The sequence below is a fragment of the Agromyces flavus genome, from assembly GCF_900104685.1.
Lineage (GTDB): Bacteria > Actinomycetota > Actinomycetes > Actinomycetales > Microbacteriaceae > Agromyces > Agromyces flavus.
The window spans coordinates 3,556,004-3,573,797 of sequence record NZ_LT629755.1 but is presented as its reverse complement, the minus strand read 5'-3'; the positions used below and the strand labels follow the sequence as shown (position 1 = coordinate 3,573,797).

General features: G+C 71.5%; 19 protein-coding genes and 1 pseudogene. 10 read left to right on the top strand and 10 right to left on the bottom strand.

Annotation, left to right across the window (positions count from 1 at the left end; all coding sequences use genetic code 11):
- Positions 1-31: 31 nt before the first annotated feature.
- Positions 32-1,453, bottom strand: coding sequence for an MFS transporter (locus tag BLT99_RS16965; RefSeq protein WP_166670897.1), 1,422 nt, complete (start codon positions 1,451-1,453; stop codon positions 32-34).
- Positions 1,454-1,734: 281 nt separating this feature from the next.
- Positions 1,735-2,304 (bottom strand): alpha-ketoglutarate-dependent dioxygenase AlkB, encoded by a 570-nt coding sequence (locus BLT99_RS16960; RefSeq protein WP_092675109.1) that lies wholly within the window; start codon positions 2,302-2,304, stop codon positions 1,735-1,737.
- A gap of 129 nt (positions 2,305-2,433) precedes the next feature.
- Between BLT99_RS16960 and BLT99_RS16955 the strand changes: the two genes are divergently transcribed.
- The gene (locus tag BLT99_RS16955) at positions 2,434-2,631 is read left to right on the top strand and encodes a hypothetical protein (RefSeq protein WP_092675106.1); all 198 of its coding nucleotides are present in this window, start codon (positions 2,434-2,436) and stop codon (positions 2,629-2,631) included.
- Positions 2,632-2,707: 76 nt separating this feature from the next.
- Here BLT99_RS16955 and BLT99_RS16950 read toward each other — a convergent pair whose 3' ends face one another.
- Complete coding sequence (locus BLT99_RS16950; protein WP_092675104.1) at positions 2,708-4,057, bottom strand: glutamine synthetase family protein; 1,350 nt, start codon at positions 4,055-4,057, stop codon at positions 2,708-2,710.
- Between the two features lie 205 nt (positions 4,058-4,262).
- Positions 4,263-4,934: pseudogene (locus BLT99_RS16945) on the bottom strand (NADPH-dependent F420 reductase); the annotation flags it as partial.
- 46 nt (positions 4,935-4,980) lie between these two features.
- Here BLT99_RS16945 and BLT99_RS17710 point away from each other — a divergent pair.
- The 3 genes from BLT99_RS17710 to BLT99_RS16935 are packed head-to-tail and all read left to right on the top strand — an operon-like array spanning position 4,981 to position 6,879.
- Positions 4,981-5,142 carry a hypothetical protein gene (locus BLT99_RS17710; protein WP_157675026.1) on the top strand — a complete coding sequence of 54 codons (162 nt, stop codon included), beginning with the start codon at positions 4,981-4,983 and terminating at the stop codon, positions 5,140-5,142.
- Positions 5,143-5,200: 58 nt separating this feature from the next.
- Entirely contained in the window at positions 5,201-6,283 is a 1,083-nt protein-coding gene (locus BLT99_RS16940) for an NAD(P)H-dependent flavin oxidoreductase (RefSeq protein WP_172802989.1), read from the top strand.
- Positions 6,280-6,879, top strand: a complete 600-nt coding sequence (locus BLT99_RS16935; RefSeq protein ID WP_092675099.1) for a flavin reductase family protein — start codon at positions 6,280-6,282, stop codon at positions 6,877-6,879. Before BLT99_RS16940 ends, BLT99_RS16935 begins: the two co-directional genes overlap by 4 nt.
- Positions 6,880-6,960: 81 nt before the next feature.
- On the opposite strand, the gene BLT99_RS16930 is transcribed toward BLT99_RS16935, so the two are convergent.
- Positions 6,961-7,515, bottom strand: a complete 555-nt coding sequence (locus BLT99_RS16930; protein ID WP_092675095.1) for a dihydrofolate reductase family protein — start codon at positions 7,513-7,515, stop codon at positions 6,961-6,963.
- A 365-nt stretch (positions 7,516-7,880) separates the two neighbouring features.
- On the opposite strand from BLT99_RS16930, the gene BLT99_RS16920 reads away from it, so the two are divergent.
- Positions 7,881-8,342, top strand: coding sequence for a hypothetical protein (locus tag BLT99_RS16920; RefSeq protein WP_092675091.1), 462 nt, complete (start codon positions 7,881-7,883; stop codon positions 8,340-8,342).
- Between the two features lie 49 nt (positions 8,343-8,391).
- Here BLT99_RS16920 and BLT99_RS16915 read toward each other — a convergent pair whose 3' ends face one another.
- From BLT99_RS16915 to BLT99_RS16905, 3 genes are all read right to left on the bottom strand, one after another.
- Positions 8,392-9,510, bottom strand: coding sequence for a fatty acid desaturase family protein (locus BLT99_RS16915; RefSeq protein ID WP_092675088.1), 1,119 nt, complete (start codon positions 9,508-9,510; stop codon positions 8,392-8,394).
- A gap of 137 nt (positions 9,511-9,647) precedes the next feature.
- A complete protein-coding gene (locus BLT99_RS16910; RefSeq protein WP_092675085.1) occupies positions 9,648-10,595 on the bottom strand; it encodes a DMT family transporter in 948 nt (315 codons plus the stop codon).
- A 101-nt stretch (positions 10,596-10,696) separates the two neighbouring features.
- Positions 10,697-12,067 carry an NAD(P)/FAD-dependent oxidoreductase gene (locus BLT99_RS16905; protein ID WP_092675083.1) on the bottom strand — a complete coding sequence of 457 codons (1,371 nt, stop codon included), beginning with the start codon at positions 12,065-12,067 and terminating at the stop codon, positions 10,697-10,699.
- A gap of 71 nt (positions 12,068-12,138) precedes the next feature.
- Between BLT99_RS16905 and BLT99_RS16900 the strand changes: the two genes are divergently transcribed.
- The 4 genes from BLT99_RS16900 to BLT99_RS16890 all read left to right on the top strand — a co-directional run bounded on the left by BLT99_RS16900 (position 12,139) and on the right by BLT99_RS16890 (position 14,922).
- Positions 12,139-12,717 (top strand): TetR family transcriptional regulator, encoded by a 579-nt coding sequence (locus tag BLT99_RS16900; protein ID WP_092675081.1) that lies wholly within the window; start codon positions 12,139-12,141, stop codon positions 12,715-12,717.
- A gap of 9 nt (positions 12,718-12,726) precedes the next feature.
- On the top strand, positions 12,727-13,425 hold the full coding sequence (locus tag BLT99_RS16895) for a DNA alkylation repair protein (RefSeq protein WP_092675079.1): 699 nt from the start codon (positions 12,727-12,729) through the stop codon (positions 13,423-13,425).
- Between the two features lie 62 nt (positions 13,426-13,487).
- Positions 13,488-13,658 carry a hypothetical protein gene (locus BLT99_RS17800; RefSeq protein ID WP_166670898.1) on the top strand — a complete coding sequence of 57 codons (171 nt, stop codon included), beginning with the start codon at positions 13,488-13,490 and terminating at the stop codon, positions 13,656-13,658.
- Positions 13,659-14,160: 502 nt separating this feature from the next.
- Positions 14,161-14,922 carry an alpha/beta fold hydrolase gene (locus BLT99_RS16890; protein ID WP_157675025.1) on the top strand — a complete coding sequence of 254 codons (762 nt, stop codon included), beginning with the start codon at positions 14,161-14,163 and terminating at the stop codon, positions 14,920-14,922.
- A gap of 130 nt (positions 14,923-15,052) precedes the next feature.
- On the opposite strand, the gene gap is transcribed toward BLT99_RS16890, so the two are convergent.
- Complete coding sequence (gap, locus tag BLT99_RS16885) at positions 15,053-16,048, bottom strand: type I glyceraldehyde-3-phosphate dehydrogenase (protein ID WP_092675073.1); 996 nt, start codon at positions 16,046-16,048, stop codon at positions 15,053-15,055.
- 195 nt (positions 16,049-16,243) lie between these two features.
- On the opposite strand from gap, the gene BLT99_RS16880 reads away from it, so the two are divergent.
- On the top strand, positions 16,244-16,759 hold the full coding sequence (locus BLT99_RS16880; protein ID WP_157675024.1) for a VanZ family protein: 516 nt from the start codon (positions 16,244-16,246) through the stop codon (positions 16,757-16,759).
- 31 nt (positions 16,760-16,790) lie between these two features.
- Here BLT99_RS16880 and BLT99_RS16875 read toward each other — a convergent pair whose 3' ends face one another.
- A complete protein-coding gene (locus BLT99_RS16875; RefSeq protein WP_092675067.1) occupies positions 16,791-17,738 on the bottom strand; it encodes a GlxA family transcriptional regulator in 948 nt (315 codons plus the stop codon).
- Positions 17,739-17,794 lie beyond the last annotated feature (56 nt).

Below are 17,794 nucleotides of genomic sequence, written 5' to 3'. Positions count from 1 at the left end.
CCCGTCCTCCTCCGCCGTGCCGGCTGATCGCTCAGGCGGTCGCGAGTGTCGCGGAGGCGAATTCCGGCTCGCGCTCCGGTTCGGGCGAGCGCTCGGCCCCGGTCGCCGGTTCCGGTTCCGGTTGCGGTTCCGCGAGCGGGTTCGCGAGCTCGTCGCGCGTCATCCGCGCCGCCACGATCGCGACCACTCCGATCACGAGCGGCGCCGCACCCGCGATGAGGAACACGGCCGGCAGCCCGAGCGACTCCCCCGCCGGTCCGGCCAACGCCATCGACAGCGGCATGAACGCGAGCGACACGAAGAAGTCGAGGCTCGACACGCGGCCAAGCATCTCGGCGGGCACCCGCCGCTGCAGCAGCGTGCCCCAGATGACGACGCCGCCGTTGAACGCCGCGCCGACGAGGAACGCCGCGACCACCATGACCCACACCTCGTCGGTCAGTCCGAACGCAATGAGCGGCAGGCAGCCGAGCGCCCAGAGCAGGTTCATCACGGTCAGGTAGCGCCGCGGCATCCGAAGCGACGCGATGACCGCAGACCCGACGGCGCCCCCGATGCCGAACGCCGCGAGCACGAGCGCGTGCTCCTCGGGACCGCCGCGCGCGACATCCTTGATCACGAAGGGCACGAGCACCTCGAACGGTCCCATGATCAGCAGGATCAGCAGCGACGCGAACATCAGTGTGCCCAGCAGCCACGGCGTGTGCACCATGTAGGCGAAGCCGTCGCGCACGTCGACGAGCAGGGCGAGGGCCGGATGGCGCGCTGCGTCGTCTGCGCTCGAGGGCTCGGTGTCACTCGGGTTCGCGTCACCTCGCACGTCGGACCCGGCCCCGGCCGTCGCCGCCTGCACCCCGCGACCCGCGGTCTCCGGCACGCGCAGGATGCACGCCGCCGCGACGACCCCCGACAGCGCGGTCACGGCGAGCGCCGCGCCCGGGGAAGTGACCGCGATGAGCGCGCTCGCGAGCGCGGGTCCACCGGCCTGCATGAGCACGGGACGCGCCATCCCCTCGAACCCGTTCGCGGCGAGCAGCTCGTCCTCGGGCACGACGGTCGGCAGCAGCGCCGAGTACGCCGGGTAGTAGAGGCCGCTCAGCACGCCGCCGACGAACGCGACCGCGGCGAGCTGCCACGTCGCGAGGGCGCCGGCGAGCGACAGGAGCGCGACCATGCCGACGCTCGCCGCTCGGATCACCTCGACGACGAGCAGGATGCGTCGTTGCGACATCCGGTCGGCGAGCGCCCCGCCGAGCAGGGTCGTCAGCAGCATGCCGACGGCCGACGCACCCGCGACGAGCGAGAGCTCGGCCGCGCCGCCGCCGATCGCCACGATCTGCCACACGAGCGCGACGATCCAGACGCCCGTGCCGATCAGCGACGACACGAGCGCGGCGGCGAGCCAGCGGTAGGCGGGGTTGCGGAGCGGTCGAAGTGCTCGGGGCGTGGTCATGATCTCGTCTCCTCGGGTCGCGTTCCTGAGCGGATGTCTCTACTCAGTCGTCGAACGAGGGCGGGCGAGATCGACACGCTCCAGCGCCCGATTCTGGCGCCCCGGTCATCCGGCGGAGTCCTTCCAGCCGGCTCATGTCAGCGCGGCCTCACATGAGGCCCGACCTGCCATCGGCGACGTGCGCGGTGCACGACACCATCCCTCATGTCAGCGCGGCCTCGCATGAGGTCGGATCGACATGAGCGGAATGCGAAGCATCCCGGTGCGACGACGCCGGCGCCTCAGCCCCTGCGGCCGGCCAGCTGCCGGAACGTCACCGACCACCGCTCGTCGGGCACCGCCGGGATGGAGTGCTGCCAGACCCAGCGCGCGGCGCCGGTCATCGCGTACGCCGATCGCGGCGACAGCGGCTGCTCGAAGACGCGCCGCTCCCCGCCCGCGGCCGTGCGCTGGAACCGCATCACGCACCCCGAGCCGAGCGACACCCCGACCACGACGCTGCCGAACACCGGCACGTCCTTGTGCCAGCTGATCGTCGCACCGGGCGGGTACCGGGTGACCAGGGCCTCGACGAATTCGTCGGCAGCGACGCCGGCGAACGCGGCCGCCATCGCGCGGAGCCCGAGCAGCCAATCTGGCAGCGGCGCCACATCACGCGTCGCGCGCGTCTCGAAGTCGTAGCCCACGCCGAACGCACGAGTGAGGCGTCGGGATGGCACGCCGTGCAGCACGAGCGGGCGCAGCTCGAGCTCCGCGAACCGCTCGAGCAGGTCCGCCTCCTCGTCGACCGTGATGAGCGCGTCTCGATAGGACAGCCCAGCCGGATGCTCGACGACTCCCCGCATCGCCATCCGCCCAGTATCCGGCGGTGCCGGTCGGTCCCGCAGGGGGTTGCGCGTGTCAACCGCCTGCCGGGCGCACCGGTGCGCATGGCACGGTTGCCCGGAGGCAGGGCAACACGCCGACGGAAGGGGCGCATCGTGACCGACATCTCGACGGGATTCCAGGACCCGGGCGACAACAAGGACGGCGACCGCGACGACCTGCCCATGACGCAGGTCGACGACGAGGAGGTCGCCCGGCACAGCGAAACCGCTGCCGATGCTCCCGAGGGCGAAGGTGCGGGGATCGGCGGCGAGCCGACACGCCTCCCGACGGACGAGCAGGGCGAGGGCTGACGGTCCGACCCGCAGTCTCGGTCCCCCGACCACGACCGGACGTCGGGCGCGAGGCGCGACATCCGCCCGATCGGGCTCAGTAGCGCCAGCGCACCAGCTCGGCGACCTCCTCGGGCGGGCGCTCACCGTACGCCTCCCACTCGTGGCGCCGGGTCGCGAGGTAGGCGTCGAGCAGCACGTCACCGAACACGCCGCGGAAGAACTGGCTCGCCTCGAGCCGGTCGAGCGCCGAGCCGAGGTCAGCGGGCAGCGAGCGGATGCCGCGGCCACGACGTTGCGCGGCCGTGAGCGTGCTCGGATCCACCGTGACCGGCTTCGGCGGCACCGCTTCGCGCGCGACCCCATCGAACGCCGACGCGAGGATCGCCGCCACGGCGAGGTACGGATTGGCCGCGCCATCCACGGGCTTGACCTCGAGGTTCGCCTGCTCGGCGCCCATGCCGGCTTGGCCCGGCACGTAGCGGATCGCGGCCTCGCGGTTCGCGGGCCCCCAGCACAGGTCGGCGCCCGCCCACGAGTGCGGCCGGAGCCGCGTGAACGAGAGCACGCTCCCGCCGAGCAGCGCGACGCCCTCCTCGAGCCGGTCGAGGATGCCGGCGATGATGCGGCCGCCCTCCTCCGAGACGCCGTGCGTCGCGGCCGGCTCGGCGAACACGTTGCGACGGCCCTCGCGCGCCGCGGACAGGTGCACGTGGCATCCGTTCGACGCGCCGCCGATGATCGGCACGGGCGCGAACGAGATCAGCAGGCCGTGCGCTCGGGCGACCCGGGTCAGCACGACCCGGGCGAGCACGAGCTCGTCGACCGCGCGAAGCGGGTCTTGCGGGGCGAACGCGAACTCGAGCTGGCCGGTGCCGAACTCCGGATGGAACTGCTGCACGGTCACGCCGGCGAACTCGAGCGCGTCCACGGCCGCCAGCGCGAACGACTCGACCTCGAGCAGCGACCGGGTCGAGTAGGCGGGCCCGGTCGTGGCCGGAGTCGGAGCGCCGGAGGTGGTCATGGGTTCGTCTCGGAAGACCGTGCACTCGAGCTCGAAGCCGACCGTGAACCCCAGGCGCGAGTCATCCGCGTCGTCGATCACCCGGCGCAGCGCCGAGCGCGTGCACGTCGGATGGGGCGAGCCGTCGAGGGCATACAGGTCGGCGGGCGCCCAGGCGAGCCCCGAATCGGCGTCGAGCATCGCCACGGCCGACAGGTCGGCGATCCCGCGCAGGTCGCCCACGATCGGGTCGAGCGCCGGCGTCGCGTTGAGGTGGTCGTCGACCGAGAACAGGAACCCCACGCTGTTCGAGTTCGTCACGCCGTAGGTGCTCGCCGAGAGCAGCCGACCGTGCGGCAGCGCCTTCACGCGCGAGATGCCCGCATTGTCGACGTGCGAGACGAGGAGCGCCCGGACCTGGTCGAAGCCGACGAACCGATTCATCCGATCTCCTGCCTCCGCCGGGCGACGGGGCTCGGGGTGCGGTCGCGGCGGTCGGGATCAGTATGCACCCGCCGGATTTCGGGCGGTTTTCGGGGTTCGCGTGCCGTTCCGCAGCCGTTTCGCATGAGAATCCGTGGTTCGGGGCGCCAGGCGGGCCGATCGACCGGATTCTCATGCGAAAGAAGGATGAGAACAGGGGCCGCCGCTACGCCGCGGCCTCGCCGGTTCGCACGGCCTTCGCGAGGTTCGCCACAAGCTCGTCGCGCGTCTGCGGCACGACGTACGCCGGCTGATCGCGCTCCACGCGCCAGCTCTCGGCGAGCGGGCCCACGTTCACGGTGTCGAACCCGAACTCGTCGTACAGCTTCGTCACGAACTCCGCGGCGTCGTCGAAGTCGCTCGACGTCGCGAGCGCGCGTCGCCCGGCCGTGCCGGCCGGACGGCCGTCGGTCGTGATGTCCTTGGCCATGATGTGGTTGAAACCCTTCGCGACGCGGCTGTCGGGCAGGTGCCACTGCAGCAGGCCGGAGACCGTGGCCCGTCCCTCGTCGAGCTCGGCCACGTGGCCGTCGCGCTCCCAGTAGTAGTTGTTCGTGTCGATCACGATCTTGCCCGCGAGCGGCTCGACGGGGATCGCGTCGTACGCCCTGAACGGCACGGTCACCACGACCACGTCACCAGCCGCCGCGGCCTCGTCGGCCGTCGCGGCGCGCGCCTTCGGGCCGAGTTCGTCGACCAGCCCGGCGAGGGTCTCGGGTCCGCGCGAGTTCGCGATGACCACGTCGTACCCGTTCGCGATCGCCGCACGCGCGACCTGGCTGCCGATGTTGCCTGCTCCGATGATTCCGAGAGTCGTCATGGGGAGGGCCAACGTGACGCGGCGCCGTTCTCTTCCCGAGGTCTTCCGGCGTCACAATGGGCGTGTGGATGACCCTCGAGCGACCCGCGGTGCGGAGTCGCGGCCCGAACCGGAGCAGGATGGAGTGACCGGCGACGTGTGCTGGCTCGCGGCGACGTGCACCGAGTGCGGGGCGCTCGTCGAGGGCGGCACGTGCTGGAACTGCGGGGCGCGACGCACGGAGTGATGCGTGCGTCGGCCGCGCGCGGCATCCGCCCGCACTGCGACCGATCGAGGAGGCACCCATGACCGATGCGACGACGCGGCTGACCGAGCTGCTGGGCATCCGGCATCCGATCGTGCTCGGTCCGTTCGGCGGGCTGTCGTCAGTCGAGCTGACCGCGACCGTGAGCGAGCTCGGCGGCCTCGGGTCGTACGGGCTCTACGGCTACGACGCCGAGCGCATCCTCGCGACGGGCGCCGCCATCCGCGCCGCGACGAGCGCGCCGTTCAACGTGAACCTCTGGCTGCCGCTGGCGACGGATGCCGCGCCCGCCCCGGACGCGTTCGGGCGCGCCGTCGCGGCGGTGCGGCCGATCTTCGACGAGCTCGGCGTGCGCGTGCCCGAGGCGCCGCCCGAGCGGTTCCTCCCGCCGTTCGAGGAGCAGTGGGACGCCGTGCTCGAGTTGCGACCGGCCGTCGCGAGCTTCGTGTTCGGCGTGCCACCGGCCGAGGTCGTCGAGGGGGCGCGCGAGCGCGGCATCAGCCTCATCGGCACGGCGACGACGGTCGACGAGGCCGTCGCGCTCGCGGACGGCGGCGTCGATGCGATCGTCGCGACCGGGCTCGAGGCGGGCGGGCATCGCGTGGCGTTCCGGCGGCGAGCGGAACAGGTGCTCGTCGGTTCGATCTCGCTCATCCCGCAGGTCGTGGATGCGGTGGACCTGCCGGTGATCGCGGCGGGAGGCATCGCCGATCGGCGCGGGGTCGCGGCCGCGATCGCGCTCGGCGCCGGGGGCGTGCAGGTCGGCACCGCGTTCCTGCGCACCCGGCAGTCGGCGACGACCGACGGACACCGTCGGGCGATCGAGCAGGCCGCCGCCGAGGACACCGTGCTCACGCGCGCGATGAGCGGGCGTTTGGCGCGGGGCGCGGCGAACCGCGCCGTGCGCGAGATCGAGGAGGCCGGCGCGATCGCGCCGTTCCCGATGCAGAACTGGCTGACCGGGCGCTTCCGGGCCGAGGCGGAGAAGGCCGGGCGCAGCGACCTGCAGTCGCTGTGGATGGGCCAGTCCGCACGGCTCGCGACGCACGACGACGCGCGCGACGTGTTCGCGGAGCTGCTCGCCGGAGTGCCGGCCGCGGCAGGATCGGTCGGCGCCGCGTGAGCCACGTCGTCATCCGCCCGAAGGTGCTCTACGTCGGCACCCCGGTCTTCCTGGTCGCGACCGTCAACGCCGACGGCACGGCGAACCTCGCGCCCGCGTCGTCGTACTGGGCGCTCGAGCAGATGCTCGTGCTCGGCCTCGAGACCGACGGCCAGAGTGCGCGGAACCTCCTCGAGCGGCCCGAGCTCACGGTCGGCTTCCCGCATCCCGAGCTCTGGCCCGCGGTCGAGAAGCTGGCCGATGTCACGGGCCGCCACCCGGTTCCCGAGACGAAGGCCGCCCGGTACCGGTTCGAGCCCGACAAGCTCGCGGTGTCGGGCCTGAGCTTCGAGCCGTCCGACCTGGTCGCGCCGCCGCGCGTCGCGGAGTGCCGCCTGCAGTTCGAGGCACGCGTGCGCCGGGCCACGCCCGGACTCGGCGACTACCTCATGGTCGAGGCCGAGGTCGTGCGCGTGCACGCCGACCCCGCGATCGTGGTTCCCGGCACCGACCACGTCGACCCGCGGGCCTGGCATCCGACGATCTACAGCTTCCGCCACTACTTCGACATCGGCGACGAGGTCGGCTGGCGGGCGACGAGCGAGACGGCCGACTGAGCCGAGGCCGGGCGGATGTCGCGCACCGCGGCCCGCCCGTTGGAGTCGGGTCGCGGCGCGCCATCCGCTCGACGCCGCGCGTCAGTGCTCGACGTCGAACACGTTCTTGACGACGCCGTTGGAGTACGCCTCGTGCTCGACGAGCTTGAGCGTGCCTTGCTCGCGCCCGTTGAACAGCCGCTTGCCGTCGCCGAGCACGACGGGGAAGACCAGCAGGTGGTAGCGGTCGACGAGTCCGGCCTCGGCGAGGCCCTGCGCGAGCGTCGGGCTGCCGTGCACGAGGATGGTGCCCTCGCCGTCGGCCTGCTTGAGCTCGGCGACCTCGTCGAGCGACCGCAGCACGGTCGTGTTGTTCCACTCGGGGTCGGTGAGGGTCGACGACACGACGTACTTCGGCATCGCGTTGTACTCGGCGAACTCCTCCATCTTCGGCCAGACCGGCGCGAACTCGTCGTAGCTGACGCGGCCGATGAGCATCGCGCCGGCCTCGGTCTGCTCGCGGCCCTTGATCTCGTACGCCTCCTCGACGAACGGGACCTCCTTGAAGGTCCAGCCGGCGCGAGGGTGGTCGCCGCCGCCGGGCGAGTCGACGACGCCGTCGAGGGTGATGAACTCGGTGACGATGAGGGTGCGCATGGGGTTCTCCTCGGTCTGGTGGGGCGGGCCATCCGCCTTCATTCTGGACGTCGAACGGGCCTCGTCGGAATCGACACCGAACCTGTGAGAGCGCACATGTCGGCGGCCTAGGCTCCGGAGATGAGCAGAGATCACCCTTCGGAGGCCGAGCCTTCCGACACAGGCTCCGACGCGTCCAGCGACCGCGCGCTGGCCGCCGAGGACGACCGGCGCGCCGACGCGTTCTGGTCGGCCTTCGATTCCGCCGCGCCCGAGGGCGATCGCTGGATGGACAGTGCGACGGCAGCGTGGCGCCCGCACGAGACGCCCACGGAGTCCACGGACTCTACCGACTCCACTGACGAACCTCCCGGATCGGCCGATCGATGAGCGTCACCTCCTTCCCGCAGCGCGGCCGCTTCCAGCCGTTCGCCGTCGACCGCATCCTCGTCGACCAGCTGCCCTCCTCGCTCGGCACGGTCGAGGCCCCGGAGCGGTACACCGTCACCGCGGTCTTCACGCGGCGACCACTCCCGCAGGAGATCGCACTCCTCCAGGCCCCCGCCGTCGCGCAGCAGTTGATCGACGCCGGCTACTCGCGCGTCACCCTCAGTACGACCGATCGGCGACTCATGATCGGCAACACCAACCTTCACGAGTTGAAGGTCGGACTCGCCCGCCTGATCGGCCGCATCCTCGAGGACATCGGCAACCGCGTCGAGGTCACGGGGTCGGCACAGGCGAGGGATGCCGCAGAGATCGCGACCCGGGCAGCCGAGCGCACCGAGCAGGTGCTGATGGAGGCATCGGAGATCGACTTCTCGCCGCGCGTGTCGCACTACACGTAGGCGGTCCGCTCCGCCCGACCGCGACCGAGCGCGATGATGGCGACCGGGCTCAGGTGACCGGGGTACGGCTGCCGAGCGCAGGCGGCTCGGCCGTGATGCACGCGCGCTGCTGCACCAGGGGGCAGTCGAACGGGTCGCGCTCACCGAGCCCGACCCGGTTGATGTGCCGTACGACGATGGCGTAGCTCTCCCACAACCCGGTCTGGGTGTACGGGACGCCGCGGTCCGCGCAGTACGCGGCGATGATCCGCGCCGCTCGACGCAGGTGCGGTCTCGGCATGGAGGGGAACAGGTGGTGCTCGATCTGGTAGTTGAGGCCGCCCATGATCGTGTCGAGCAGCCGATTGCCCCGGATGTTGCGACTCATCAGCACCTGACGGCGCAGGAAGTCGAGTCGAGCGCCCTTGGGCACGAGCGGCATGCCCTTGTGGTTCGGCGCGAACGAGGCGCCCATGTAGAACCCGAAGAGTCCCAGCTGGATGGCGAGGAACACCGCGGCCTTGTCGGGCGACAGCACGAGGAACACGAGCGCGAGGTAGCCCAGGAACCGGATGGTGAGGAACGCGATCTCGATCGGACGCCTCGCGACGTGCTCGCGCACCAGCACGCGACGAACGCTCGACGCATGCAGCGAGAGGCCCTCGAGCAGCAGGATCGGGAAGAAGAACGCGCCCTGGTGGGCCATGGTCCATCGCACGACGGCCGCTCGAGGCCGCTGCGCCCGTGCCGGCGTCACGGCGATGACCGGGAGGTCGATGTCTGGGTCGGTGCCGATCTGGTTGGGGTTGGCGTGGTGCCGGGTGTGCTTGTGCTGCCACCACCCGTAGCTCATGCCGATGATCAGGTCGCCGAGCACGAGGCTGATCCAGTCGTTCCAGCGGCCCGACCGGAAGATCTGGCGGTGCGCGGCGTCATGGCCGAGGAACGCGATCTGCGTGAAGATCACCGCGAACGCCACGGCGGTGAACATCTGCCACCAGGTGTCGCCGATCCAGACGAACAGCGCGATCGCGCCCGCGAGGAGCATCGGGAGCGCGACGAGCTTGGTCCAGTAGTAGCCGTAGCGCCGGCGCATGAGGCCGGCTGCCTTGACCATGCGGGCGAGATCGGTGAAGTCGCTGTTCGGTGCCGCCGAGCGGGGTCGGGTGGCGAGTGCTCGGTCGGTCATGGTGGTCCCCTCTGCCGCGGGCGCATGGCGCGTCTTCGGAGGGCCGAGGGGGCGGCGGGGACGGTCCCGACTCGGTCCGTCCCCGCCATTCAGGCTACGTCGGAGGGCATGGCGCGAACGGATTCCACGAGAAATTCTCAGCTTTCGCGGACGCCAGAGGGCTGCTGCTCGGGGCTCAGCGTCTGCTCGGCGCACGCCTCCTCGACGCCTTCGGCGGCGACCTGCTCCTGCCGTTTGCGCGTGACCAGGTACGAGCCGGCCAGGACGAGGCCGAACCCGACGATGGTCCAGACCGTCACGCGCTCACCCAGCACCAGCACGCCCGCAAGGATCGCGACCGCGGGGTTGACGTAGGTGATCGCGGTCGCCTTGACCGGCCCGATCTCGCCGATGAGCGCCACCATGAGCAGGAACGCGAGCGCGCTGCAGACCACCGCGAGCACGATGATCGACACGACGACCGCGGTGGACGGCCACGCCGTCGGCCAGGCACCGGTGAGGAAGACGAAGGGAATGTAGACGACCGCGGTCGCGGCCAGCGACACGGCGACGACGCCGACCCCGGGGAGGTCGGACATCCAGCGCGCGAGGATCGCCGGGCCGAGCGCGTAGCCGATCACGACGACCGCCATCTCGGCGACGGCGATGAGGTCGGACCCGGCGATGTCGAGCCCGACGAGCGCCGCGACGCCGAGCATGCCGAGCGCGATGCCGAGCCAGTTCAGTCGCGTGAGCCGCTCCGGCCGACCCATGATGAACGCGATGGCGACGCCCGCGAGCGGCACCGTCGCCAAGAGCAGGCCGGCCGTCGAACTCGGAAGTCGCTGCTCGGCCGAGCTGAGGAAGTACCACGGCAGGATGATCTCGACGACGGTGTAGGCGAGCATCGGCTTCCACCGACGCACCACCTGCCACACCTCGCGCCGGAAGAACGCGAGCGGCATGAGCAGCAGGGCGGCCAGCGCCGACCGGCCCAGCACGACCATCGCGGGTTCGAGCTCGCTCACCGCCACCTTGATGAACAGGTAGGGGATGCCCCACGCGATGCCGAGCGCAGCGAACAGGAACAGCCCACGACGAGTCACCCGCTCAGTCTGATGGGTGCCTCCGACACGGCGCGACCCGTCGGGCTGCCGAATCGGAGCACGGAACCGCCATCCGACGACGCTGCGCGCTCAGCGCGCCCTCAGCGCCCCGCGACCAGGTCGGCGACGCGCGCCGCCGGCGAGGTCGTTGCCCGCCCCCGGAACTCGGCGCGGTCGGCTGCGTGGTAGGCACCGTAGATGGCCTGCACCGCGAGCCAGCGCAGCGGTTCGGGCTCCCACTTGCGCACGCGGTGCCCGACCCACGGCAGCCGCGTGAGCTCGGTGTCGTTCCCGAGCACGAGGTCGGCGAGCGTCCGGCCCGCGAGGTTCGTCGCGGTGACGCCGGTGCCGACGTACCCGCCGGCCCAGCCCAGCCCGGTCGCTCGGTCGAGCCCGACCGTCGCGGCCCAGTCGCGCGGCACCCCCAGCACGCCCGACCACGCGTGCTCGATCGCGGCGCCGGACGCGGCGGGGAAGAAGCGGTGCAGCAGCGCGGTGAGGCTCTCGATCGTGCGCGCCTGCGTCACGCCGTCGTCGTCGACGCGCGAGCCGTAGCGGTACGGCACGCCGCGTCCACCGAACGCGATGCGGTCGTCGGCCGTGCGCTGCGCGTACATGTAGACGTGCGCGAAGTCGCCGAGCGTCTCGCGTCCATCCCAGCCGAGCTCCTCCCAAACGGATGCCGCGAGCGGCTCGGTCACGATCATCGACGAGTTCATGGGCAGCCACGTTCGGTGCTCGCCGCGCAGGTCGGGCGTGAACCCCTCGGTCGCGCGGATCACGAACTCGGCGCGCACGGTGCCGTGATCGGTGAGCGCATGGCGCGGGCGGATCTCGGTGACGGTCGTGCCTTCGTAGAGGTCGACGCCGAGGCGCTCGACGGCGTCGGCCAGGCCGCGCGCGAGCTTCGCCGGCTGCAACCGGGCGCAGTGCGGATGCCACACCCCGCCGACCACGCCGGCCACGTTGATGCGGTCGGCCGTCTCGCGCGCGTCGAGCTCGACGACATCCGTCTTGGGCCATGACCGCTCGGAGGCGGCGAACGCCCGGAGCCGCGCGAGCTGCGAAGGCGTGTACGCGACCTCGAGCTCGCCGCCCTTGTGGAGGTCGGCGTCGATGCCCTCGCGCGCGGCGACGGCGATCACCTCGTCGACGGTCTCGTTGAGCGCGCGCTGCTGTGCGATCGCCGCGTCGCGGCCGTGCGTCTTCGCGTACTGCTCGCGGCCGCCCGTGACCGAGTTGGTGAGCCATCCGCCGTTGCGACCCGAAGCGCCGAAGCCGGCGAACCGCTGTTCGAGCACGGCGACGCGCAGGTCGGGCTGGGCGCGCTTGAGGGCGTAGGCGGTCCACAGCCCGGTGTATCCGCCGCCGACGATGGCGACGTCGACGTCGCGATCGCCCGGGAGCGCCGGGCGCGGCGTCGGCACGCCCAGCTGCTGCCACCAGAACGAGATCCCGCCGTTGGTGGTCATGATCCTCCATGAGAAAGCAGCGTTTTACAACAGTGTTTGAGAACGTACTCACCCCGTGGCAGGCTGTCAACATGCCGATCGAGGTCGACCAGGGCGAACGCCTCGCCGACATCGCGCGCGCCACGATCGAGGTCGCGCAGCAGCGCGGCACGCAGGCGGTCACGCTGCGGGCGGTGGCCGAGCGGCTCGGCCGGTCGACGGCCTACATCACGAACTTCGTGCCGTCGCGCGCGCACCTGATGGCGAACGCGCTCGAGCACGCCCGCGCCCGATGGGACGACGAGCGCGCCGCGCACCTCGGCGACCTCGTCGGCGTCGACCGTCTCGCCGAGCTCGCCCGCTGGATGTGCTCGACGTCGCCCGAGGAGCAGGTCCTGCGCAGCCTCTGGGTCGAGGTGATCGCCGACGTGCACGATGCGAACCGTCGCGCGTACGAGGTCGTGCGATCGGTGACGGATGCCACGTACGAGAAGTTCCTCACCGGCGCCGGCGAGGTCGACCGCGCCGAGGCGGCGCGCATCGCCGACATCCTGTACCTCTACTGCCGCGGTTCGGAGGTGAAGTCGATCGAGGACCCGGCCGCCTGGACCGACGACCGGATGCAGCGCTCGCTCGAACTGCTGCTCGAGACGCTCGTCTTCCGCCGCTAGCCTGACCGCATGTCCGCGACCGCTGCCGACCTCCTCGCCGAGCTTCGCGCGGCGGCGCGACCCGAGCAGTACCCGCAGAAGCACTACCGCGGTGGCGCCGCCGTGCTCGGCGTTCGCATGGGCAAGTTGTTCGACATCACGAAGCGGTACGCGGCGATGCCCGTCGACGAGCTCGACCGGCTGCTCGACGAGCCCGAGTACGAGCCGCGCCTGGCAGCGTTCTGCGTCATGGACTTCGCGGTGCGCGGTGCGCCCGACGACGTGCGCCGTGACCGGTACGAGCTCTACCTGCGGCGGCACGACGCGATCGACACGTGGGACATGGTCGACCGGGCCGCACCCCGCGTGATCGGCGAGTACCTGCTGGAGCGCCCTCGCGACCCGCTCTTCGAGCTCGCCGCATCGCCCGACCCGTTGCGCCGCCGCACGGCGATGACCGCCCCGCTCGGCTTCCTCCGCCGCGGCGACGCGGCCGCCCGCGACGACCTGCTCCGGCTCGCATCGCTGCTCATGGACGACCCCGACCCCGTCGTCGCCAAGCCCGTCGGCATCGCGTTACGGCACCTCGGCGGCGTCGACCCCGAGCGCCTCATCGCCTTCCTCGACGCCGAAGCCGAGCGGATGCCGCGCCCCACGCTGCGCGCCGCCGTCGACAAGCTCCCGCCGGGCACCCGGTACACGCGGCCCGCCGCCGGCCGTGCCGACTGAGGACAACCCATCCGTCTCCCGAGGGAGGCGGAACGCCCGACCTCTCCCGCATGATCTGACGTATGAGCGAAACCATCTTCACGCCGGGAGCCGAGGTCCTCACGCCGCGCGGACGCGGCGCCGTCGTCGATGTCCGGGCGACTTCGTCGGGCAAGTTCCTCTTCGGCGTCGAGGATGCCGACGGGGAGGTGAACTACTTCACCGAGAAAGCCCTGCGACTCGCGCAGGGCTAGGACGTTGCTCACGGCGGGATTGAGCCGGCAACACCCTCGAGGAGCTGCGCCCGGACGCGCGACATGGTGTCCTCTCGCGAATCGGGTGGAAAGGTATCCGCCGGATACCTTTCCACCCGATTCGGAAGAGAGATGCCCGTTCCGGTCGGGCTGGGCGAGGACTCGTGTGAAGGCCGCCTCATGTGAGGCTTCGCTCGTGTGAGCCATCCGGAACCCATCACGCACGGAACCATCACACGCCGACTCAGGAGGCACGCCGGCGAGCGGGATGACGCACCGATTGCGGGCGCAATCCAAGCAGAGGAACATGAAGCGCATGGAGGCACGCACTCGGTGCGCCGCCTCGGTCGCGGTCGTGATCGCACTTCTCGGGGCAGGATGCTCCGCGGGAAGCGATGCGTCACGGACGACCGAACCATCGGACGCGTCCGGCGCGTGGGAAGCCCCGAGCGAGCCCACCACCTACTCCGAGCAGGTCGACATCGGGGGCCGATCGCTCCACATGGAATGCTGGGGCGACGCGGTCGCCGGCGAGCCCACCGTCCTGCTCATCGCCGGTCAGGGGCCGCCGTTGTCGTACTGGGCGCCGATGGCCCGTCAGTTCGCCGCCGAGAGTCACCACCTGTGCGCCTACGACCGGGCGGGCGTGGGGAGCAGCGACCCGCCGCCCGAGTCCAGCCGCACCACGGCGGACCAGGTGGCAGACCTCATCGCACTGCTCGATGGTGCGCGATTGGAGGAGCCGGTCGTCGTGGTCGCGCATTCGCGCGGATCGCTTCCCGCCGTCGGGCTGGTGGCCCAGGCGGCGGAACGGGTCGCAGGAATCGTGCTCGTCGACCCGCACACGCCGCGTCTCAGTACCGCCCAACGGGCCGCATTGCCCGCGGAGTCACCCGACGAATCACCGGAGGTGGCGGAGGAGCGCCGATACCTCGACGAGGTCATGTTCGACCCCGCCCAGGACGCCGAGCATCTCCTCCTCGCGGAGTGCGACGAGGAAATCGCGGCGCTGCTGGACGAGCCCGGCCCGATCTTCGGCGAGCTCCCGGTCATCGTGCTCGAGTCGCCGCCGCTGCCATACCTGGCGGGCCTGCCGCCGGAGTACCACGAGGTCACCCTGGCGGCCATCAGCGATGGTCATCGGGAGTTCGCCGCCGAATCGACGCGCGGCATCGTCGTCGCGGTCGACGACACCGGCCACGACATCCACGTGGATCGGCCCGATGTCGTCATCGACGCCATCCGCGAGGTCATTGCCGGATAGCGACATCGCATCGACGACCTCGTGGAAACACGATCGCGCCGGCGGGGGCTCCACTCCCCCGCCGGCGCGACGTCTTGGCCGGTCGGTCCGGGAACCGGCTTCCCGGACCGACCGGAGTCGGTGGCTCGCGTCAGGCCGCGAGCAGCTGCAGCGAGTCGATCACGCGGTTCGAGAAGCCCCACTCGTTGTCGTACCAGGCGACGACCTTGACGTGCTTGCCGTCGACGCGCGTGAGCTCGGCGTCGAAGATCGACGAGTGCGGGTTGCCGACGATGTCGCTCGAGACGAGCGCCTCCTCGGAGTACTCGAGCACGCCCTCGAGCGGGCCCTCGGCCGCCGCGCGGTAGGCCGCGAGGATCTCGTCGCGCGTGACCGCCTTCGACACGGTCGCGTTGAGCTCGACGATCGAGCCGACCGGTACCGGAACGCGCATCGCGTCGCCGTTGAGCTTGCCGTCGAGGTTGGGGAGCACGAGGCCGATCGCCTTCGCGGCACCGGTCGACGCCGGGACGATGTTCTCGGCGGCGGCGCGGGCGCGGCGCGGGTCGGAGTGCGGTCCGTCTTGGAGGCTCTGGTCCTGCGTGTACGCGTGCACGGTCGTCATGAAGCCGTGCTCGATGCCGGCGAGGTCGTCGAGGACCTTCGCGAGCGGCGCGAGAGCGTTCGTGGTGCACGAGGCGTTCGAGACGATCACGTGCTCGTCGGCGTCGTAGGCGTCGGTGTTCACGCCGTAGGCCAGCGTCACGTCGGCGCCCTTGGCCGGCGCGCTCACGAGGACCTTCTTCGCGCCGGCGGCGAGGTGGGCGCGTGCCGCCTCCGCATCGGTGAAGCGGCCGGTGGACTCGAGCACGACGTCGACGCCGAGCTCGCCCCAGGGCAGCTTCGCGGGGTCGCGCTCGGCGAGCACCTTCACGCGGCGGCCGTCGATGACGAGGGTGTCGCCGTCGACCTCGACGGTGCGACCGAAGCGTCCGCCGACGGTGTCGTACTTGAGCAGCCGCGCGAGAGCGGCGGGGTCGGTGAGGTCGTTGACGGCGACGAGCTCGAGCTCGGCGTCGCGCTCGACGAGGGCGCGGACGACGTTGCGGCCGATGCGGCCGAATCCGTTGACGGCGATGCGAGTCATGCGGGTGGTTCCTTTCTTCCGACGTCAACCTTGGCGATCGAGCGGATGGCGCGGAAGTGGCCTGAGCGACAGCATGCGAAAGGATCTCGCCACGACGCGGGCGACGCGCCATCCGCTCGACCGCACAGCACCGACATGGGAAGCACAAAGGAGGCTCGGAGGCACGGCTCAGGCGGAATCGACATGATGGAACGCATGCGTCCCTCCCGAGCCGCCGCCGTACTGCTCTTCCTGTACGCCGCCGTCGTGCTCTGGGCGACCCTCGGGCCGGTGCCGTGGGCGGGCTCGGGCTACCAGTCGCCGAACGGCGTGCTCGACTGGGAGCTCTGGCTCGAACGGGCGACGTGGACCACCGGGCTCGAGTCCGAGCTGATGCTCAACGTGCTCATGTTCGTGCCGTTCGGCGCACTGCTCGCGTTCGCGTTGCGCGGCGTCTCGTTCGTCGTCCCCGCGATCATGGCGGCGGGCTTCAGCCTGCTCATCGAGCTCGTGCAGATCCCCATGGCCGACCGCATCTCCGACCCGCGCGACCTCGTCGCGAACGCCGGCGGCGCGCTCATCGGCGTGATCGCCGCGCGCATGGTCGACGCGGCCGTGCGCCTGCTCACCGGCTCGTCGCACGAGGTGCAACCCCAGCCCGCGTCGGCTGCGCGCGACATCCGCAGCACGCAACGGACCGGCGAGCTCACGGGGAGCCGCGCCGGCCGCTGAGCGGCGCACCTGGCCGCACCGGCCCGGCCCTTCACGCCGCGAATGTGTGCCGGTACTCGCTCGGCGACGTGCCGAGGATCCGCTGGAAGTGCAGCCGCAGGTTCGCGCCGGTGCCGAGTCCGACCCGGTCGGCGACCTGCTCGACGCCGAGGTCCGTGCGCTCGAGCAGTTCGCGCGCCAGGTCGATGCGCGCCCGCAGGATCCACTGCATCGGCGTGTAGCCCGTGTCGTCCACGAACCGCCGCGAGAACGTGCGGGCCGACACGTTGGCATTGCGCGCGAGGTCGCCCAGCGTGAGCGGCTCCTGCAGGTGCTCGAGCGCCCACTGCCGGGTCGCCGCGAACACGTCGCCGAGCGGCTCGGGCAGCGCTCGTGGCACGTACTGCGCCTGTCCACCGCTGCGGTAGGGCGCGGCGACGAGCCGCCTGGCCGCGTGATTCGAAGCCGCGACGCCGTGGTCGCGCCGCACGAGGTGCAGGCAGAGGTCGATGCCGGATGCCGCGCCCGCCGAGGTCAGCACCTGCCCCTCGTCGACGAACAGCACGTTCTCGTCGACCCTGACGAGCGGATGCCGCGCCTGCAACGCGCGCGTGTAGTGCCAGTGCGTCGTGGCCCGCCGGCCGTCCAGCAGCCCGGTCGCGGCGAGCGCGAACGCGCCCGTCGAGATCGCGGCGAGCCGGGCACCGCGGTCGTGCGCCGCCCGCAGCGCGTCGACGACCGCGGCCGGCGGGTCCTCGCGATCGGGATGGCGGTACCCGGGGATGAAGATCGTCTCCGCCCACTCGAACGCCTCGAGTCCGTCGGCAACGTGGTACGACAGCCCGTCCCCGCCCGTGACGAGCCCGGGGTGCGCACCGCACACACGCACCTCGTACGGCATGCTCGCGCGCGTCGTGAAGGTCTGGGCCGGGATGCCGACATCGAGCGGCTTGGCGCCGTCGAGCACGAGCACCGCCACGCGGTGGTTGCCCTTGGTCATCTGGCAAGGATGCCACCGGCCGCAAGCTTCGCGCACCGCGTCGCCGCCGGCGCCTC